General features: G+C 46.7%; 19 protein-coding genes. 6 read left to right on the forward strand and 13 right to left on the reverse strand.

The genetic code is table 11. From position 1 onward, the window contains the following. Positions 1 to 27 precede the first annotated feature (27 nt). The 5 genes from GV64_RS02050 to cdd all read right to left on the reverse strand — a co-directional run bounded on the left by GV64_RS02050 (position 28) and on the right by cdd (position 3,924). A complete protein-coding gene (locus GV64_RS02050) occupies positions 28 to 735 on the reverse strand; it encodes an endonuclease (protein ID WP_020582162.1) in 708 nt (235 codons plus the stop codon). Positions 736 to 868: 133 nt separating this feature from the next. Continuing rightward, positions 869 to 1,075 (reverse strand): hypothetical protein, encoded by a 207-nt coding sequence (locus tag GV64_RS02055; protein WP_152553897.1) that lies wholly within the window; start codon positions 1,073 to 1,075, stop codon positions 869 to 871. 180 nt (positions 1,076 to 1,255) lie between these two features. Further along, positions 1,256 to 2,548 carry an FAD-dependent monooxygenase gene (locus GV64_RS02060; protein ID WP_020582159.1) on the reverse strand — a complete coding sequence of 431 codons (1,293 nt, stop codon included), beginning with the start codon at positions 2,546 to 2,548 and terminating at the stop codon, positions 1,256 to 1,258. A gap of 150 nt (positions 2,549 to 2,698) precedes the next feature. After that, positions 2,699 to 2,962, reverse strand: a complete 264-nt coding sequence (locus GV64_RS02065) for a hypothetical protein (RefSeq protein WP_020582158.1) — start codon at positions 2,960 to 2,962, stop codon at positions 2,699 to 2,701. Positions 2,963 to 2,997: 35 nt separating this feature from the next. Beyond that, a complete protein-coding gene (cdd, locus tag GV64_RS02070; RefSeq protein ID WP_020582157.1) occupies positions 2,998 to 3,924 on the reverse strand; it encodes a cytidine deaminase in 927 nt (308 codons plus the stop codon). A 147-nt stretch (positions 3,925 to 4,071) separates the two neighbouring features. On the opposite strand from cdd, the gene GV64_RS02075 reads away from it, so the two are divergent. After that, positions 4,072 to 4,437 (forward strand): TraR/DksA family transcriptional regulator, encoded by a 366-nt coding sequence (locus tag GV64_RS02075; protein ID WP_033402952.1) that lies wholly within the window; start codon positions 4,072 to 4,074, stop codon positions 4,435 to 4,437. A 132-nt stretch (positions 4,438 to 4,569) separates the two neighbouring features. Beyond that, positions 4,570 to 5,376 (forward strand): glutamate racemase, encoded by an 807-nt coding sequence (murI, locus tag GV64_RS02080; protein ID WP_020582154.1) that lies wholly within the window; start codon positions 4,570 to 4,572, stop codon positions 5,374 to 5,376. A 41-nt stretch (positions 5,377 to 5,417) separates the two neighbouring features. Here the strand turns inward: murI and GV64_RS02085 are convergent, their stop codons facing one another. Both GV64_RS02085 and uvrD read right to left on the reverse strand, forming a co-directional pair. Beyond that, positions 5,418 to 6,539 (reverse strand): TRAP transporter substrate-binding protein, encoded by a 1,122-nt coding sequence (locus GV64_RS02085; RefSeq protein WP_034843940.1) that lies wholly within the window; start codon positions 6,537 to 6,539, stop codon positions 5,418 to 5,420. 309 nt (positions 6,540 to 6,848) lie between these two features. After that, the gene (gene uvrD / locus GV64_RS02090) at positions 6,849 to 9,014 is read right to left on the reverse strand and encodes a DNA helicase II (protein ID WP_020582152.1); all 2,166 of its coding nucleotides are present in this window, start codon (positions 9,012 to 9,014) and stop codon (positions 6,849 to 6,851) included. Positions 9,015 to 9,230: 216 nt separating this feature from the next. Here uvrD and GV64_RS02095 point away from each other — a divergent pair, with 216 nt between their 5' ends. From GV64_RS02095 to znuA, 3 genes are all read left to right on the forward strand, one after another. Then, a complete protein-coding gene (locus GV64_RS02095; protein WP_020582151.1) occupies positions 9,231 to 10,091 on the forward strand; it encodes a MurR/RpiR family transcriptional regulator in 861 nt (286 codons plus the stop codon). A gap of 115 nt (positions 10,092 to 10,206) precedes the next feature. Next, on the forward strand, positions 10,207 to 10,383 hold the full coding sequence (locus GV64_RS25165) for a hypothetical protein (RefSeq protein ID WP_020582150.1): 177 nt from the start codon (positions 10,207 to 10,209) through the stop codon (positions 10,381 to 10,383). Positions 10,384 to 10,769: 386 nt separating this feature from the next. Next, the gene (gene znuA, locus GV64_RS02100) at positions 10,770 to 11,681 is read left to right on the forward strand and encodes a zinc ABC transporter substrate-binding protein ZnuA (protein ID WP_269078689.1); all 912 of its coding nucleotides are present in this window, start codon (positions 10,770 to 10,772) and stop codon (positions 11,679 to 11,681) included. On the opposite strand, the gene GV64_RS02105 is transcribed toward znuA, so the two are convergent. Beyond that, the gene (locus GV64_RS02105; protein ID WP_152553898.1) at positions 11,674 to 11,961 is read right to left on the reverse strand and encodes a Lar family restriction alleviation protein; all 288 of its coding nucleotides are present in this window, start codon (positions 11,959 to 11,961) and stop codon (positions 11,674 to 11,676) included. The two genes, znuA and GV64_RS02105, sit on opposite strands and share 8 nt — an antisense overlap. Positions 11,962 to 12,108: 147 nt before the next feature. Then, complete coding sequence (gene purU, locus GV64_RS02110; protein ID WP_020582147.1) at positions 12,109 to 12,963, reverse strand: formyltetrahydrofolate deformylase; 855 nt, start codon at positions 12,961 to 12,963, stop codon at positions 12,109 to 12,111. 173 nt (positions 12,964 to 13,136) lie between these two features. Here purU and def point away from each other — a divergent pair, with 173 nt between their 5' ends. Further along, positions 13,137 to 13,748 carry a peptide deformylase gene (def, locus tag GV64_RS02115; RefSeq protein ID WP_020582146.1) on the forward strand — a complete coding sequence of 204 codons (612 nt, stop codon included), beginning with the start codon at positions 13,137 to 13,139 and terminating at the stop codon, positions 13,746 to 13,748. Positions 13,749 to 13,841: 93 nt separating this feature from the next. On the opposite strand, the gene GV64_RS02120 is transcribed toward def, so the two are convergent. From GV64_RS02120 to GV64_RS02135, 4 genes are read right to left on the reverse strand one after another with little or no spacing between them, the layout of a single operon-like run. Beyond that, the gene (locus GV64_RS02120) at positions 13,842 to 14,189 is read right to left on the reverse strand and encodes a hypothetical protein (RefSeq protein ID WP_020582145.1); all 348 of its coding nucleotides are present in this window, start codon (positions 14,187 to 14,189) and stop codon (positions 13,842 to 13,844) included. Between the two features lie 40 nt (positions 14,190 to 14,229). Further along, complete coding sequence (locus GV64_RS02125) at positions 14,230 to 14,805, reverse strand: hypothetical protein (protein ID WP_020582144.1); 576 nt, start codon at positions 14,803 to 14,805, stop codon at positions 14,230 to 14,232. Beyond that, the gene (locus tag GV64_RS02130) at positions 14,795 to 15,409 is read right to left on the reverse strand and encodes an NUDIX domain-containing protein (RefSeq protein WP_020582143.1); all 615 of its coding nucleotides are present in this window, start codon (positions 15,407 to 15,409) and stop codon (positions 14,795 to 14,797) included. The genes GV64_RS02125 and GV64_RS02130 overlap by 11 nt, the downstream gene beginning before the upstream one ends. After that, entirely contained in the window at positions 15,406 to 15,981 is a 576-nt protein-coding gene (locus GV64_RS02135; RefSeq protein ID WP_051700867.1) for an adenylyltransferase/cytidyltransferase family protein, read from the reverse strand. The genes GV64_RS02130 and GV64_RS02135 overlap by 4 nt, the downstream gene beginning before the upstream one ends. Positions 15,982 to 16,150: the final 169 nt, after the last annotated feature.

The following is a 16,150-nucleotide window of genomic DNA, read 5'->3' on the forward strand; positions in this document are numbered from 1 at the left end:
AATGCTTCTAGCTGTTGTGACCGTTATTTAACCTTCATCTGTTCTATCAATATATGGATTTCCCCAGCCTTGGATATTACTGATTTTCTGATTACGTTCTGATTCCCAAGTGGTTACCGGGTACATCCTGTCCCAAGTCTCAAATAACTTTCTTTCCTTATTGCTAAGTTTGAAAGCGTATTTATCTGACATATAGAGATATATCCGGGCAATACTTCCTCGCTGACCTTCTGGTGGTTGAGCGACTCTTGCCTTGAAATCAACATGGAAATCACATCGGCCATAATAATTGGGAGGATTGCTCAACATACCAAAACGGTAGTTCGAGCGATCTCCATTCACCTCGCCAACTGCGGGAACCAGGTTATGAAGGTCTGCCTCCATTGCACGAAACTCAGGACTGTTTCGACTGCAGTTTTTTCGTCCTCCTTTCTGCCAGCATTGCAGTTGGTGTCCGAATGCCCAGGCAGGTACAACATGTTCCCATTCTATCCGGTTTGCTCTGGCTGCCTGTTTACGGATTGAATAACCACAGGCTTCCAGGTCTGGTACCAGTTTTTTTCCTTCTTTTCTTATAGGGCAGCCGCAGTAAAAGCTAGTTAGATTTTTGTCGTATATTTTGGCGGCTTCCCGCTTTGCACTGCTGAAGCTGGCTGGAGGGCTGCCATAAAGTGCAGAAGAAAAGACAACAACAGTCAGGCTCGCAAGCCAGTTGCGTATATGAAAAATAGACATGATTAATAGGTGGATGGTGTCGTCAAAAAGGGGAGTTAAGGGCCGCTACGATAAGTTTAAAAGAGACCCTGATGTGAGGTTGCTGATTGAAGTCAAACAGCAAGTGATTGGATGAGTGTTGTGAAGCATGTTCTCAATGAAGAGAGTCAGAAATCATTGCGCTGAAAACTCCACAAATCATTATGACCAGGCTGATACCGGCTCCAGAAGTAAAGGATGCCCACACAGAGGCCTGCTCAATTGTGTAGTAATAAGCAGCACCTGCCATTAGCCAGGCCCACCAGAATCCTAAAGAGGCCATGGCTGTGAGCCGGAAACCTGTTGATATCATCGTTCTCATAGTCTGCTTCCCCAAGCTGCTCTGTGCAAAGACCATCTTATGCCTCGAATCGATACAGGTGCATCAGGGTTTTACGAAGTTCAATCCGTGTATATCTCCAGGCTATTGTCTTTTTCTTGGGTTACAGCAAATCCTGATTAAAAGCGCTTTGTAAGAATTGAACAGATGCAGTAAGTACTCTCAACGCTTGTCTACGGAAGCTAGCTTGGGCTGCTTACCAGAAAGCCCCATTGCATATTTCATGACCTGATTGACGGCAGGTGACAGGTTTCCTGCGAGAGCAAGTCCGGTGTTTCTAAGCAACTTTAGCGGGCGGTTCTGATTGCTGAAACTATGATAAAACCCATCCATAGCTGTCATCATCAACGTATTATCTTTGCGTCTTGCATTTTCATATCTTGCAAGAACTTCTGGGCTTCCCAGACTTTCATTGGATTGGTATGCATCAACCAGAATTTCGATCAACCAGGCGGCATCCTGGAATCCAAGATTAACCCCCTGCCCTGCCAGGGGATTGATGGTATGAGCGGCATCACCAGCCAGCACTACACCGGGTCGGAAGTAGTGGCTGACATGGCGTCTGGCAATTGGAAAGGCTGCTCGTTCATGAAGCTGAACAATGTCTGGAAGCTCGGAAGGAAATGTTTTAACCAGCTCTTTTATAAAAGCCTCATTCGAAAGGGTCAAAAGTTGTCGGACTTTTTCAGGTTGGTGGTACCAGACGATAGAGCCGTAACTCTTACCAGCAATATCGGCCAGAGGCAAAAAGGCTTCGGGGCCAGTGGGAGTGAATGCCTGCCAGGTAATATCCTGACAGCCTCCTGCAATCTCTACAGTTGCCACCAGGCACTGCTGTTCGTAGTCCCGCTGCTCCATAACGATTCCGGCTGTCTGACGAACACGCGAGTTAGCGCCATCAGCACCCACTAGAAGATCACCGTAAAAGCGACGACCATCGGATAATTCAACCATAGGCCTGTTTGTAGAGGTATCGATCTTTTGGATATGAACCGGACAGAGGAAAGTTATCGATGGACAGCGTTTGATGGCTTCTAACAGACCCAGTTGGGTAACCTTGTTTTCAACGATAAAGCCCAATTGTGGATGATCGATCTGTTGGGTATCAAACATTACCCGATTGTTTCTTGAGGTCAGCTCCTTTCCCCAGGGAGTATGCAGTTTTTCCCATACAGCCATACGCCGATAGGGCGTCATGCGCATGCCTGCCATGTAAGACCAGGCGCCAAGCTGACGAAGAATTTCTTCTGAAGCGGTACTGAGTGCAGAGACCCTCAGTTCGGGAAGAGCGTTTGGGGGTAATGGTTCTGGCTCAATGTGATCGAATACAGCAACCTTTATTCCCTGGTTACCGAGCCCACAGGCGATAGCAGCTCCCACCATGCCACCACCCACGATGAGCACATCGTAGCTTTGCTGATCATCACTATGACTGAAAGCGTCTTTTTTTCTCATAAGAAAGCGCGGCAGCGCACACCACCATTCGATTAATCCCGATCGTGATCTTTCCATCGGGAATGGAATTAGTCAAATGAAGTATTGGGAGGTTTTAGGAAGAGAATGTATTTTGAGAACGAAAGATAAAGGCAATCTGGATGATTGCCTTTAGTCATCAGCCTGGTCTTCATTAAACTCTTTGGTATTTCTCTCAGAGATCTTCTTCTTTTTGCGCTTATCTTTTTTGCGAGCCTTACGCATTTCCAGAGATTTATCCTTTCCTTTCCTTGAGTCAGAGCGGTCAATGTATGACTTTTGTTTTACTGAAGATGAGTTGGCATCACCTTCGTTTTCACTAAGGCTGTCATCATTGCCGCGACCGTAATCAAGGTTGGAAGGGGATGATGGGTCAATTCTAAAACCTGAACTCACAATGTAGCCTCCTTGCTCAATGGGTTCCTTTAAGTCTATACAATGAAATGACGTAATTCCGCCCCCATATGACTAATGATTGAGACAGCCATGGCTTTATGGGAGATAGGGGCCTGCTTTTCAACCATAACGGCGTCTACAATAGTGGCTTCAGGCTTGGCAAGGCTATTCAACCGAAGATTCACCAGTGCCGCTTCAATAGCGGTCAAGCTTGGATTAAAGGCAACATTTTCGGCATACATTCCAGATATTATATCGCCATTATTCATAAGAAGTGCAATGCCTGAGTAACAGTCTGAATAGGGGGCATAACTGTTTTGGGCGGCTTGAGTTGCCGCATTTATCAGAGTGTCTGAGCTATCAGGACTATTAAGTAACTGGTTTGATGGGCCCAAAAGGCGACCGCCCTGTTTCAGATCCCCCGGGCCAAAAGCATCCGGTAACAAGTCTGCCATTCGATAATGTTTCTTCCGCTCATTGTCGAGCTGACTGACCAGAATCTCCATCTGATCAATCTCATTGAGCTCGTTCATAAACTGCCTGCAGTGACCGCATGGGGCTTCATTGACCATCAGTCGGCGTAGCCGGGTTTCTCCCTGATGCCATGCATTACTGATGGAGGCCTGTTCTGCATGAATTGCCATTTTCAGTGGCTGACCGGCTATTTCCAGATTGGCTCCGAAATAGATGGGACCCTGCTCTTCTTCGCATGAGCCTTCAGCTGCTCGAAAGCCCTCAACCACCGCGCCGACAGAAAACCCTGAAATAGGACAAGTGCTCATGGTTGCAGCAAGGGGCAGCACTGCTTTCAGAAAATCTTCTGTTGAAAGTCTCATCAGGACCTTTAGCTCGTTGACCTGCTCTGGCTCAAGGCGACCCTGCTGCAGTGTCAATTTCTGCAGGATTGTTGCCGCATCTTCAGGAAACAGGGCCAGTTGATCCTGGAAAGCCTTATGATTCATCAATTTACTCCGGTAACAGGATTCATTCCGTTTATGTACTATGTAAATGAATTGATTTCCATTGCTCTTTTTTCAACCACCCTGATCTGATGTATGGTCATTACAGGAATAACGCTTATTGCTTCTGCATCAGAGATCAAAAAAACTATGTCGACACTGAAGCCCGAACAAAGCGAACACCTGATTAAGTTATTAAAACAGCGCAAGCAGACGCTAATGGAGACAATTGCCCAGTCTGATCAGTCTGCCCAACCGGTGAAGTTGGATCAGCAGGCCTTTGGTCGAGTAACAAGGGTGGATGCACTACAGCAACAGAGTATGGCAAAAGCCAGCCTGGAGCAGAGTAAACAGCAGTTGCGGCAGGTTCTGATGGCTTTGGCTCGTTTCGAAAGCGGTGACTACGGTTATTGCCTGGAGTGTGATCGTCCTATCCAATTTGCCAGACTGGAAATTCGACCGGAATCATCTTTGTGTATTGATTGTCAAAGTGGGAAAGAGTTGGCTGATCGTTAAGTTCTCTGAGAACTATTATTTAATAAGCCCTATGTCAGGTTAATGTTTCAACGCGGTAATCAGCTACAATCTCAATCTTTTTTGTGCTCTATTTTGACAGAGTGAACAGGCTTTTATGGAAACTTTCTATTTATGCAAAGCATGGTAAAACCCATCGTCATTTTTGATTCCGGTGTTGGTGGTCTCAGCATCTATCAAGAAATAAAACAGGTTTTGCCTAATGCTCCCGTGGTTTACTGCTCTGATACACAAGGTTTTCCTTATGGCCCCAAGCCTGAGTCTGAGGTGATAGAGCGTACCAGTGTTTGCCTTGGCCTTTTGGCTGAACGGTATACACCATCCCTTGCGGTGATAGCCTGTAATACTGCCAGTACCATCTCATTGCCGAGAGTTCGTGAGGAACTGAATTTTCCTGTTGTGGGTGTGGTGCCTGCTATAAAGACCGCCAGTGAGTATTCAAAGAGTCGTTGTATTGGCTTACTGGCTACGCCGGGCACCATTGCCCGTAGCTATACGGATCAGCTGATCCAGGATTTTGCTGGCGACTGTCATGTCATTCGTGTGGGGTCCAGTGATCTGGTTCAGATGGCAGAAGCGTTTCTGCGTGGCGAGAAGGTTTCCGATGAAGCATTAAAAAACATACTGGCGCCCTTTTATTCTGATGAACAAACACCCGATGCCATTGTGCTTGGCTGCACTCACTTTCCGTTATTAACGGAAGCTCTGCAGCAGGTATCTCCTACGGACATTAACTGGATTGATTCAGGCCCTGCGATTGCCCGAAGAGTGATGAGTTTATTAGAGTCATCAGACTTTGAATCAGAATCTCAGGATCTGTTTGTTCACACAGGGGCAGCCTGTCAGGTGGATTCTCTTCTTCCTGCTCTGGAAAAGATGGGGTTCATTGATGTTGTTTCTTTATTGGAAGAACCGGTTTGAGAAAGACGCCACATTCGTTGTCGAATGTGGCGAAAAATGGATTACTTCAAAGAGCGTGCTTCATAAAAAGCGACTTCTGAAATATCGTGGTAGGCCTTGGACTGCTCACGGAACTTATCGAATGACTCGTAGACACGCCCGGCAATATCACTGGATGTAGCCACTTCCTGAGTAATCTCATCTGCTACCTTTTTCAGTTCTTTAAGAACATCATCCGGTAAGCGTTTCACTTTTACACCGTGCTCGTTGATCAATTGCTGAAGAGCCGCATTATTTCGGGCGGTGTATTCATCAATCATATCCTGGTTTGTTGCACGTGCTGCGGTCTTAACGATCGCCTGCAGGTCTTCTGGTAGTTTATTCCAGGCATCCAGGTTGATGGTGAATTCCATCATGCTGCCTGGCTCATGCCAGCCTGGGTAGTAGTAGTAAGAGGCGGCTTTGTAGAAGCCAAAGGCCAGGTCATTGTATGGTCCAACCCATTCTGTGGCATCAATGGCTCCAGTCTGAAGTGCGGTAAACAGCTCGCCTCCGGGAATGTTAACGGGGACACCACCCAGACGCTTCAGCACCTCACCGCCCATACCAGGGATTCGCATTTTCAGGCCTTTCAGGTCATCAAGGCTGTTAATCTCTTTATTAAACCAGCCTGCCATTTGTACGCCACTGTTGCCACCAGCCATCGGTTTGATGTTGAAGGGCTTGTAAACCTCATCCCAGAGGGCCTGTCCACCACCATAGTGAATCCAGCTGCTGATTTCTTGTGCATTCAACCCAAAGGGTACCGCAGTAAAGAACTGCGTCGCGGGATCCTTTCCTTTCCAGTAGTAAGCACCACTGTGTCCCATGTCTGCTGTGCCACTTGAAACGGCATCAAATACTTCCAATGGGGGAACCAATTCACCGCCGCCATACACTTTGATGGTCAGTCGACCATTACTCATTTTGTTAACGGATTCGGCAAAGCGCTCAGGTGCGGTGCCCAACCCCGGAAAGTTTTTTGGCCAGGAGGTAACGAGTTTCCACTCGAGTGGTTTTTGAATGTCTGGTGCTGCTGACTCTGTACTTGAGGTTTGCTGTGACTGCTCACTCTGGCCACAGCCTACCAGCGCTGCAGTAATTGCAGCGAGCCCCAAAGAGGTCAATAAATTACGGCGCTTCATGCAAGGACCCTGTTCTCTTGTTTTTAATCTTTTACCAATCGCATTCTCTAAATCCCTATTCCGCTGCCAGCCTAAAGCGTAATCCTGCGTTAAAGCTCCTCACCATAGCTAAAGCTATGACTCGTCACTTTGCCTTGTCTTACACTTCAGTCAGCCATGCTCATAACGGGTTTAGAAAATTTGATTGGTATTATTTATGCGGAACACGACAGAAGCATGGTAAGTGGATAGGCGGAAGCATACAAGCCTCCATTAGTATGGAGGCTTTGGGTCAGGAGTCAGTAGGACAGCTTTAAGTCTGACAGGCTCCTAGATTGGAGAAAGGTTGGCGTAGGCCATCATTAACCATTTGGCGCCTTCAGAATCAAAATTGACCTGAACCCGGGCCTGGTTTCCCTCTCCTTCGTAATTGATGACGATGCCTTCACCGAACACATTATGGTGAACACGCTGCCCAAGAGATAAGCCATGATCGGGTGATGCCGGAGCCATACGGGTCACAACAGGGCGGGAAATAGTGCCACCGAGGCGAACTTCCTGTAGTAACTCACCGGGTATCTCCCGAATAAATCGTGAAGGCCGGTTCATCGTTTCGCTGCCATACAGGCGGCGGCTCTCAGCATACGTCAGGTATAAGGTTTCCATGGCGCGGGTTATACCCACGTAACAGAGACGGCGTTCCTCTTCCAGATTGCCCTCATCCAGTGACATCTTGTGAGGGAACAAGCCTTCTTCCATACCAGCCAGAAATACCAGTGGAAACTCCAGGCCTTTTGCAGAGTGCAGCGTCATCATCTGTACACTGTCCTGAAACTGATCTGCCTGGTTGGTGCCGGCCTCAAGCGCAGCATGAGCAAGGAAGGCATCCAAAGGTGTCATGGCCTCTGTCTCTTCATCCAGATCAAGTTCGTCCATATCAAACTGACGGCAGGCATTAACCAGTTCCTCAAGGTTTTCTACTCGAGCCTGGCCTTTTTCTCCTTTTTCTTTACTGTGATGATCAATCAGGCCACTCATGGTCACAACATGATCAGAGAGTTCTCCGAGATCGAGTGTTTCGCCGGCATTGCTCATGGATTCAATCAGTTCTACAAAGGCGGCCATGGACTTGCCTGCTTTTCCGCCAACTACCGACGCATTCACCAGGTTACGCAGGGCCTGCCATAATGATATTTCCTGACTTCGTGCTGCTTCTCTCAGCTTTTCAACGGTTTTTTCGCCAATACCACGGGTTGGAATATTAATGACTCGCTCCAGAGATGTGTCATCATTGGGGGAGCTGACCAGCCGCAGATAAGCCAGCGCATTTTTGATTTCTGCCCGTTCAAAGAAGCGTTGTCCCCCATAGATCCGGTAGGGTATTGCAGCCCTGAGCATCGCTTCTTCAAGAATACGGGACTGAGCATTGGATCGGTAAAGTACGGCTATATCACTGCGAGCAGTACCTTTGGTAACTGCATCTTTAATACGATCAGTGATGAATCGTGCTTCATCCATCTCGTTAAAACCGGCGTATAAATGCACCGGCTCACCACTGTCCCCATCGGTGTGCAGCTCTTTACCTAATCGGTCCGGATTATTGGCAATAACGGCGTTGGCTGCCTGAAGAATGTTACCGGTTGATCGGTAGTTCTGTTCCAGTTTGATGGTCTGAGCATTGGGGAAATCATGAGTAAACTGACGTATGTTCTCAATTCGTGCACCCCGCCATCCATAGATGGACTGGTCATCATCACCAACCACCATGAGTTTATCCTGGTCACCGGCCAGCAACCTGAGCCAGGCATATTGCACGGCGTTAGTGTCCTGAAACTCATCGACAAGGATATAGCGAAAGCGCTCACGATAATGCTGAAGAATATCAGCACGCTTCAGCAGTAGTTCGTGAGCACGGAGGAGCAGCTCGCCAAAATCCACGACCCCCACCTGCTCGCAATATTCATGATAGCGGCGATAGACATCGACCATGGTGCGTTCGAAAGGGTCATAGCCCGGGTCGATATAATCGGGTCGTAAGCCTTCGTCTTTTTTGCTGTTGATGAACCACTGGGCTTGGCGGGGAGGCCACTTTTGATCATCCAGCTGCATCGCTTTCATAATTCGTTTGATGACCCTGAGCTGGTCATCACTGTCCAGAATCTGAAAATTTTCAGGGAGTCCGGTCTCTTTCCAATGGGATCTGAGTAGTCGGTGAGAAAGACCGTGGAACGTACCTACCCACATACCCCTGGGGGCGATTCCCAGTAACTCCTCAATACGGGATCGCATTTCCGCTGCGGCCTTGTTGGTAAAGGTTACTGCCATCACTGAGTAAGGTGACATGGCTTCAGCCTGAACCAGCCATGCAATCCGGTGGACCAGAACGCGAGTTTTACCACTGCCAGCACCTGCAAGCACCAGCATTGAGCTGACAGGTGCTGCTACAGCACTACGCTGTGCATCATTCAGTGAGTCAAGTATTGAGGTTACGTCCATAAGATTCTTTCAGTCTGGAATTGATGCCCCCTTTGATGGGGAGGATATAAGCATGAGTAGTGAGAGTTTAACGAAACTGCGTCATCAGGTCTGCCTGTGTTATGGTTCATTCAGACATAGATGCCTTTGATGAAAGCAAAATATTTGTATTGAAGTGTATCTAGTCAGGTTATTCATGAGAACAATAATGAACGTATCAATGATGTAGAGCTATTTATGTTAAGCAATGACCCGATAGTTGAAGTGGGCAAGCAGTATGACAGCCTGAGACGTTCAGAAAAAAAAGTGGCTGACTGGGTTATAAGTGAGCCAGCAACCTGTATCAGTCTTAACATTGGGCAGCTGGCTAAGCAGGTCGGTGTCAGTGAACCTACGGTTATGCGCTTTTGTAAGGCTATTGGCTGTACCGGGTTTCAGGATTTCAAATTGAAGCTCGCTAGGACTTTGGGGGCGGTATCGGTCCCACGGTTTAGCAGCATGAAGTTGGATCGGGATGACAGTGCTGAATCGTTAAAGAATAAAGTTTTTGATTCAACGATACAGGAGTTAATGCAGGTCAGAGACCGCATGAATATGGTAGGTTTGCAGTCGGCAATAGACGTATTGTGCGATGCTCGTCGAATAGAGTTCTTCGGATTTGGTGCTTCTGCAGCCGTTGCCCGCGATGCCAGGCATAAATTCATTCGTTTAAAATCGACAGCCGTTGCCTGTGCTGACCCTCATATTCAGCTCATTTCTGCATCGACCATGACCAGAGATGATGTGGTGGTTGCGATCTCTCAAACAGGGCGATCAAAAGACTTAATCCACAGTGTAAAGCTTGCTAGAGAGCATGGAGCCTCGATTGTTGGTATCTGCCCTGATAATACGCCGCTGGCAGAATATAGTGATTTTTCCCTTGCGATTGCTGCTGAAGAAAATACAGAGCTCTTTACGCCTCTAACGTCCAGAATTGCTCATCTGGTGGTTATTGATGTACTGGCTGCCGGGGTTGCCATGCAGAAGGAACCGGAGCTGGAACAACAACTGAAGAGTATAAAAAAAGGATTAAGATCGTTAAGAGTTAAGGATTTGTAAGATTTATCTTACATATTTATACGACATGAGTGGTTGTCGTAAGCGCATGAATTTAATATTTTAGTAATCGTAATCAGGCATCATTTAATAACAAATACAAGAAGAGGATGCTGTTATGGGTAAAGGTAAGAAGGCTGAGAAAGAGTTCATTCTGGATGAACATCTGATCCGTCCTGAACTTGAGCAGAAAGGTTCCAAGCGCACTTTGCAGATTCGCAGGGCACTTGAGGACAGGGAAGAAGACAAACGTCTCAGTGCCATCTTTGGCGAAGATTACTGGGAGGGTACTTAATCACTTCAGATGAGTATGAGCCTTTACATTTTCCTCAGTTAAAGGCTCGTATCAATCATTATTTGGTTTGATAGTTTACCTGCTTTCTTTTTTGGTGCCGTTCACAAGTATTTGGCTCACTTCTACTGAAGATCTTTTACTTGACCTCCTCGTAATAATTACTCCCCCCCTTTGCTCCATTGAATAGCCTTCCGCTTATTAAATAAGTACTTTGGTTTAGTTTTTTCGGGATGAGCCTGTGGTGTCATAACGGATAAAAATATGACTGAGATCTTAGTTCTGAACTATTAATGGGAGGATCATTTTTTAGATTAAAGTGTTATATTATAACACATTTGAGTTGAGCGGTTTTTTGTATGCAGTTCTTTCCTTTTAAACGATCTCTGATGGCTTTGCTATTAATGACTATCAGTCTTTCTGTGACTGCAGAGCCTCTGAAGGTTCTTGCCAGCATTAAACCGCTTCAGCTGATAGCTCAAGCAATCACAGAAGGGGTGACCAGTACAGATGTATTGCTGCCACCTGGGAGTTCTCCTCACAGTCATAGCTTGAAGCCTTCTGATGCTCGCAAGCTCAGAAATGCTGATGTTATTTTCTGGGTTGGCCCCTCCATGGAGTCTTTTCTGCCTAAGATGCTAACGGGCTCAAAAGGCGTTGTTGCAGTATCCATGATGGATATTCAGGGTATTCGTTTACGTAGCAGTGTAGAGGATGAGGATCATGTTCATCAACACGATGAGGAGCATGATCATGGTGAATTTGATCCTCATATCTGGTTGAGCACCGAAAATGCGCGAGTCATTGCCCGAGAAATGACTCGAGTATTAGTGTTGGCGGATAAAGCCAACAAGGCACAATATCAGGAAAATCTTGAACTTTTTATCAAGAGTATGGATAAGACGGATGCCCGGAACGGGTTGAAAATCAAACAATCTGGGAATAAACCATTTTTTGTTTTTCATAATGCCTATGGTTACCTGCAGGATCAATATGGTCTGAAGGTTGCCGGTTACTTCACATTAAATCCTGAGCAACAGCCCGGAGCTCGCCATCTGATAAACTTGAAAGGGCAGCTGAATGAGGCCGGAGCAAGTTGTATTTTCCGAGAGCCACAGTTTCAACCAGCTTATATCGACCGGTTGACTGAAGGGCTTTCTGTCAGAGTGGGGGTGCTTGATCCTCTGGCAGAAAATATTGAATCTGGACCAGCAAGTTACGCAAACTTCATTAATCAGCTTGTGGATAACATCACTGAATGTATTCAGAGAGCCGCTAGAATGAATGGTAAAATCAGCTGATTAAGCTGATTCCCATCAGGTTGCCCAGCAGAAGGCTGATGATAATCGAGGCTGGCAGCAAAGCTGCCAGAAGTGTTACCCACATTTTCAGGTCAGCATATTCCTGGCGAAGGTTCCAGCGTGTGGCTGTATAGGCTTTATCCTCATCTAGCTCTGTGGATAAGCCACAACCGCTACAGCTAACTTGCCACATCCGGACTCTTTTTTTGCTTGCTTTTCCAACAATCAGGTCTGCAAACATGGCTTTGCTACGGCAGCAGGGGCAGGGTTTCAGTTTCATGGCTCCTCCCTGAGAATCATGTATATCCTGAATTTTCAGCTGTCCTCGCAATGGCAATTATTCTCTAACAGCCTGCTAGCTGATTATACCCTATGTATTCATAGCTTATTAACAAACTTTCACAGCTTATCCACAGGGTGTTCTTTTCTATCCTAAAATAATCGTCTTGCTTCCATCAACAATGACCCGATCTTCAATGTGGTATCTCAATCCACGAGCCAACACACTTTTCTCAACATCTTTTCCGAGTCTGACCATGTCTTCTGGCAAATGGTGATGCCCAACCCTGATAACGTCCTGTTCAATAATTGGGCCTGCATCGAGGATTTCTGTCACATAGTGACAAGTAGCACCGACTAATTTAACTCCTCGTTCGTAAGCTTGGTGATAGGGTTTAGCTCCCACAAAGGAAGGCAGAAAGCTGTGGTGAATGTTGATCACCCGGCTTGCATAGAGCTCGCAAAGCTGGGGTGGTAGAATTTGCATATATCGTGCCAGTACCACTGTATCTACACTGTGCTCTTCGAGGAGCGAGGTCATTTTTTCAAAGGCAGGAGCTTTATCATTTTTATCCACAGGTACGCAGTGGTATGGAATCCCATGCCACTCAACGTAGCTCCTCAGATCTTCATGATTAGAGATAACACAGGGTATTTCCATTTTCAGATCACCACTGCGCCAGCGATACAGTAGGTCAGACAGGCAGTGTGCCTCTTTACTGGCCAGCAGGGCTACCCGTGGAGGAATCCCTGAATCATTGATGCGCCAGTCCAAGCTTAGCTTTTCTGCAATAGGGGTAAAGTGCTTTTTAAATTCCTCCGCAGAAAAAGGCAGGCTTTCCGCCTTAATCTCATTACGCATATAAAAGCGCCCGGTTACAGGGTCTGAGTGATGATTGGCTTCGACAATCCAGCCACCATGTCGAGCGATAAAATCACTGACGGTTGCTACGATGCCTGTGGAGTCCGGGCAGGAAACAAGTAAACGATAAGTTCTGGTCATGGTGGTTGAAAAAGCGCTTAAAAAACGTAAATTGACCTCCCATTATAAGTATTTGTCGCTGTGAAATCATATTTTGCTTTATGTTGATCAGTGCTTAGACGGAATTTTCACTGGCTGCTGTGGTCATTACGTTACACTGAGTGATCATAAATAGATGTGGAATGGTTCTGCTAATGATAAGTCTGCCTGACAGTCCGGATCTGCTCATCATGGGTGACCCTGTGCTTTTTCAGCAACACCAGCAAGTGAGCGTTGATGACATTCTTACGGATGATTTCCAGCGTAACCTGCGGATTCTTCGACAAAGACAATTAGAGGCAAATGGTATCGGTATTGCCGCTCCTCAGATTGGTTGGGGGGCAAGAGTATTGTGCATTGGGATCTCTGAAGAGACGAAAAACCGCTACCCCAGTGTGCCAGATATTCCACTTTCATTCTGGATCAATCCTCAGGTCATTGAGGTCAGCAAAGAAACCTGCTGGACCTGGGAAGGTTGTTTGTCGGTTCCGGGTATTCGAGGCTGGGTAAATAGGCCGTCGAATCTGAAGGTAAGAGGGTTCGATGACCAAGGGGAAGCTATTGAGGCCAGTCTCAGTGGTTTTGCGGCCAGGGTCATGCTTCATGAAATAGATCATCTGGATGGGATCTTATTTCCTGATCGAGTTGATGATGGAAGGTTAATGATCCCAAATGTATCCATGGAAACGCAGAGCAGCTGGCCTGAAAACTGGCCAACCATGAACGCCCGGATTACGCCCCCTGGGACTATTTCAACTGATCGGTAGGGGTGGGATATAAAGCCTGCTAGAGCATCTGTTCCGGGAAGACTGTGCGGTTAACTGCTGATTTGGAGCAAATGCGTCTAAAGCAGTAACAACTTAAAAGATATCATCACCGTCTTCCAGGAGACGAGTAGTATCAGAATTGCTTCTCAGACTTTCACGATATCTGCGGCGATTGAGGAGTTTTGTCTGAGCGATATCAGGAAATTCAGTGAATTGAATAATCTGCTTATCAATTAACAGGTCGATAACATCTTCAAGAACACGTATGAAATCAGCATCGGAAGACTCCATGATGCCTGAGCTGATTTCCGGATTGTTCTGTAAGAATAGCTTCAGACTTTCATCATCCATATCAGCACGCTCCCATTCATTGGAAAGCGGCTTGTCGGAGACAGCACAAATCTGGTTAGTATCATCCCTGAGTACGTAGAGCATATCCATTTCTCTCGTGTTGAGTTAATCAGTATAAACCTTCCTGATACTACTTTGCTTCTTGAAAAGGCATAGCTGCAAGAAGGTCTGCTATCAGTTTTCGGCTGACTTCATAGGCGCTTTCACCGGGGCGTCCTTCCCCAAGACCATTGATGTCCCATACCACTTCACCCGAAGATATATCCGTGACTTTCAAGCTTAGCATTGTGGAAAAGCGGTTCTGTTCATCATACTTCCACTCAAGAATCTCACCGGATATAGAGTGACTGATATGGTTATTAATAGCCCACAGTCTTGCTCGCTCAGCCTCATATATATCAGAGAGATAATCAAGGGTGGTGTTTGTTTCTGGTGCTCTATAAATTGTTGGCTTATTTATGCCCATGGAGGGCAGTTGAACCATGATAATGCGCTCAAGTTGAGTAGAGGCATCCTCTGGTATATTAGTGTGGCTAATGAAGGGTAGTACCGCCCAGTTTGCACCGCTGTGAAGCCCTTCCTGGTCTAAATTGGGAAATATGCTATTCCTTGTCTGACATCCTGTTAGTGCAGCCGAAAGCAGGCCAAGGAGACAGATAAAGGCAAACCGTTGCTGGAATCTGCCTGTGAAGTGTTTATTTTTCATGTTGGCATAACTCGTGATGATGCAGCTTTAGCCATTGCAGTGCAATGACCGCTGGAGCGTTGGCTATCCGACCATCTTCCACCATATCATAAGCTTCTGGGAAGGGAAGAACATGAACCTTGATGTCCTCACCTTCATCTGCCACACCAAAAATACCACCAGCAATACTGGCATCCACCAGGCCACAGAATAGTTTCAGTTTTTCATTACTGGCACCGGGGCTGACATAAAAGTCAGATACGGGCATCAGAGAGGTAACTTTATAGCCTGTTTCTTCCTCTACCTCGCGAAGAGCGACCTCTTCCAGTGTTTCTCCAGGCTCACTGATACCTGCAACCACTTCCAGTAGCCAGGGGTCATCCTCGCTTAGAAAAGGGCCCATGCGGAATTGTTCCACGAGAACTACCTGGTCCCGTAGAGGGTCAAATAAAATGACGCCAACAGAGGGAGGTCTTACCGTTGCTTCACGAATTAAAGGACGGCTGACTCCGCCCTTAAAGAGTCCATGGGTAATGGTGTACTTAAACAGCTTCAGAAAGCCTGAGTAGGCCTTTGTCTCTTCCTGAACCTGTACATCGCTGGCATCAAGACCCGAAAGCTTCATGAGTTCCCTGTCTGGTATAAGTTGTGATTCATAATAAAAGCCTGAACAGAAGGTAGCAGCATATTCAAACCCTGTTGAAGATCATCATCGGCTACTTTTGAGGATTCAAGAATTCTGCGAACATCACTGCTACGGATTGCAACCCGTTCAATGGCGGTGAATATTGGCCATCGTTCCTCAATTTCTTTCGATTTGTAAAAACGTTTCCAGGTTTCCGGCCTAGCGTTGTCCGGCCCCCTGATGAAGGAGATTTCAGCTTGGCCTTGGTATTTCCTGGCAAGCGCTTCCATCAGGTCGTATGTGTATACTGGCTTATCAGGGTTCTGTTCCAGAAGTGTTGCTTCCAGATCGCAGACCTCTAAAGGGCAGCCAACATCTGCATCATCAATAAAGCACTTCAGCATCTGTAGACGGAGACTGAATGGCTGGGGATTTTTATCAAAAGCGTGAAAAGCACTGGGAACCAGCAGTATGTCATCATGACAGGTAGCAGCCTGCTGCAGAACATCCAAGTGTCCAAGTGTTGGTGGGTCAAATGCTGAGCCGAAAACCCCCAGCTTCATACGGCTCATTATAGAATCTCCATTTTTTGATTATCTCCGGGTTTGATCGTTTATCAGCAAGTCAAGCCAGTCTGGAAGGTAAAATAATTGCCGTATTATATCGAGTTTAATTGAGCCTGCCGAAGGCATCCAGCAGGCTGGGTTATTCCGAAGCTGGCAAGGATGCATTACGTATCAG

Source organism: Endozoicomonas elysicola, assembly GCF_000710775.1.
Lineage (GTDB): Bacteria > Pseudomonadota > Gammaproteobacteria > Pseudomonadales > Endozoicomonadaceae > Endozoicomonas > Endozoicomonas elysicola.

What these genes read in the sequence shown, in the direction of transcription:
- GV64_RS02050 (WP_020582162.1), bottom strand. Translation starts at nt 735, where the DNA reads ATGTCTATTTTTCATATACGCAACTGGCTTGCGAGCCTGACTGTTGTT.
- GV64_RS02055 (WP_152553897.1), bottom strand. Translation starts at nt 1,075, where the DNA reads ATGAGAACGATGATATCAACAGGTTTCCGGCTCACAGCCATGGCCTCT.
- GV64_RS02060 (WP_020582159.1), bottom strand. Translation starts at nt 2,548, where the DNA reads ATGAGAAAAAAAGACGCTTTCAGTCATAGTGATGATCAGCAAAGCTAC.
- cdd (WP_020582157.1), bottom strand. Translation starts at nt 3,924, where the DNA reads ATGAATCATAAGGCTTTCCAGGATCAACTGGCCCTGTTTCCTGAAGAT.
- GV64_RS02075 (WP_033402952.1), top strand. Translation starts at nt 4,072, where the DNA reads ATGTCGACACTGAAGCCCGAACAAAGCGAACACCTGATTAAGTTATTA.
- murI (WP_020582154.1), top strand. Translation starts at nt 4,570, where the DNA reads ATGCAAAGCATGGTAAAACCCATCGTCATTTTTGATTCCGGTGTTGGT.
- GV64_RS02085 (WP_034843940.1), bottom strand. Translation starts at nt 6,539, where the DNA reads ATGAAGCGCCGTAATTTATTGACCTCTTTGGGGCTCGCTGCAATTACT.
- uvrD (WP_020582152.1), bottom strand. Translation starts at nt 9,014, where the DNA reads ATGGACGTAACCTCAATACTTGACTCACTGAATGATGCACAGCGTAGT.
- GV64_RS02095 (WP_020582151.1), top strand. Translation starts at nt 9,231, where the DNA reads ATGTTAAGCAATGACCCGATAGTTGAAGTGGGCAAGCAGTATGACAGC.
- GV64_RS25165 (WP_020582150.1), top strand. Translation starts at nt 10,207, where the DNA reads ATGGGTAAAGGTAAGAAGGCTGAGAAAGAGTTCATTCTGGATGAACAT.
- znuA (WP_269078689.1), top strand. Translation starts at nt 10,770, where the DNA reads ATGGCTTTGCTATTAATGACTATCAGTCTTTCTGTGACTGCAGAGCCT.
- GV64_RS02105 (WP_152553898.1), bottom strand. Translation starts at nt 11,961, where the DNA reads ATGAAACTGAAACCCTGCCCCTGCTGCCGTAGCAAAGCCATGTTTGCA.
- purU (WP_020582147.1), bottom strand. Translation starts at nt 12,963, where the DNA reads ATGACCAGAACTTATCGTTTACTTGTTTCCTGCCCGGACTCCACAGGC.
- def (WP_020582146.1), top strand. Translation starts at nt 13,137, where the DNA reads ATGATAAGTCTGCCTGACAGTCCGGATCTGCTCATCATGGGTGACCCT.
- GV64_RS02120 (WP_020582145.1), bottom strand. Translation starts at nt 14,189, where the DNA reads ATGGATATGCTCTACGTACTCAGGGATGATACTAACCAGATTTGTGCT.
- GV64_RS02125 (WP_020582144.1), bottom strand. Translation starts at nt 14,805, where the DNA reads ATGAAAAATAAACACTTCACAGGCAGATTCCAGCAACGGTTTGCCTTT.
- GV64_RS02130 (WP_020582143.1), bottom strand. Translation starts at nt 15,409, where the DNA reads ATGAAGCTTTCGGGTCTTGATGCCAGCGATGTACAGGTTCAGGAAGAG.
- GV64_RS02135 (WP_051700867.1), bottom strand. Translation starts at nt 15,981, where the DNA reads ATGAGCCGTATGAAGCTGGGGGTTTTCGGCTCAGCATTTGACCCACCA.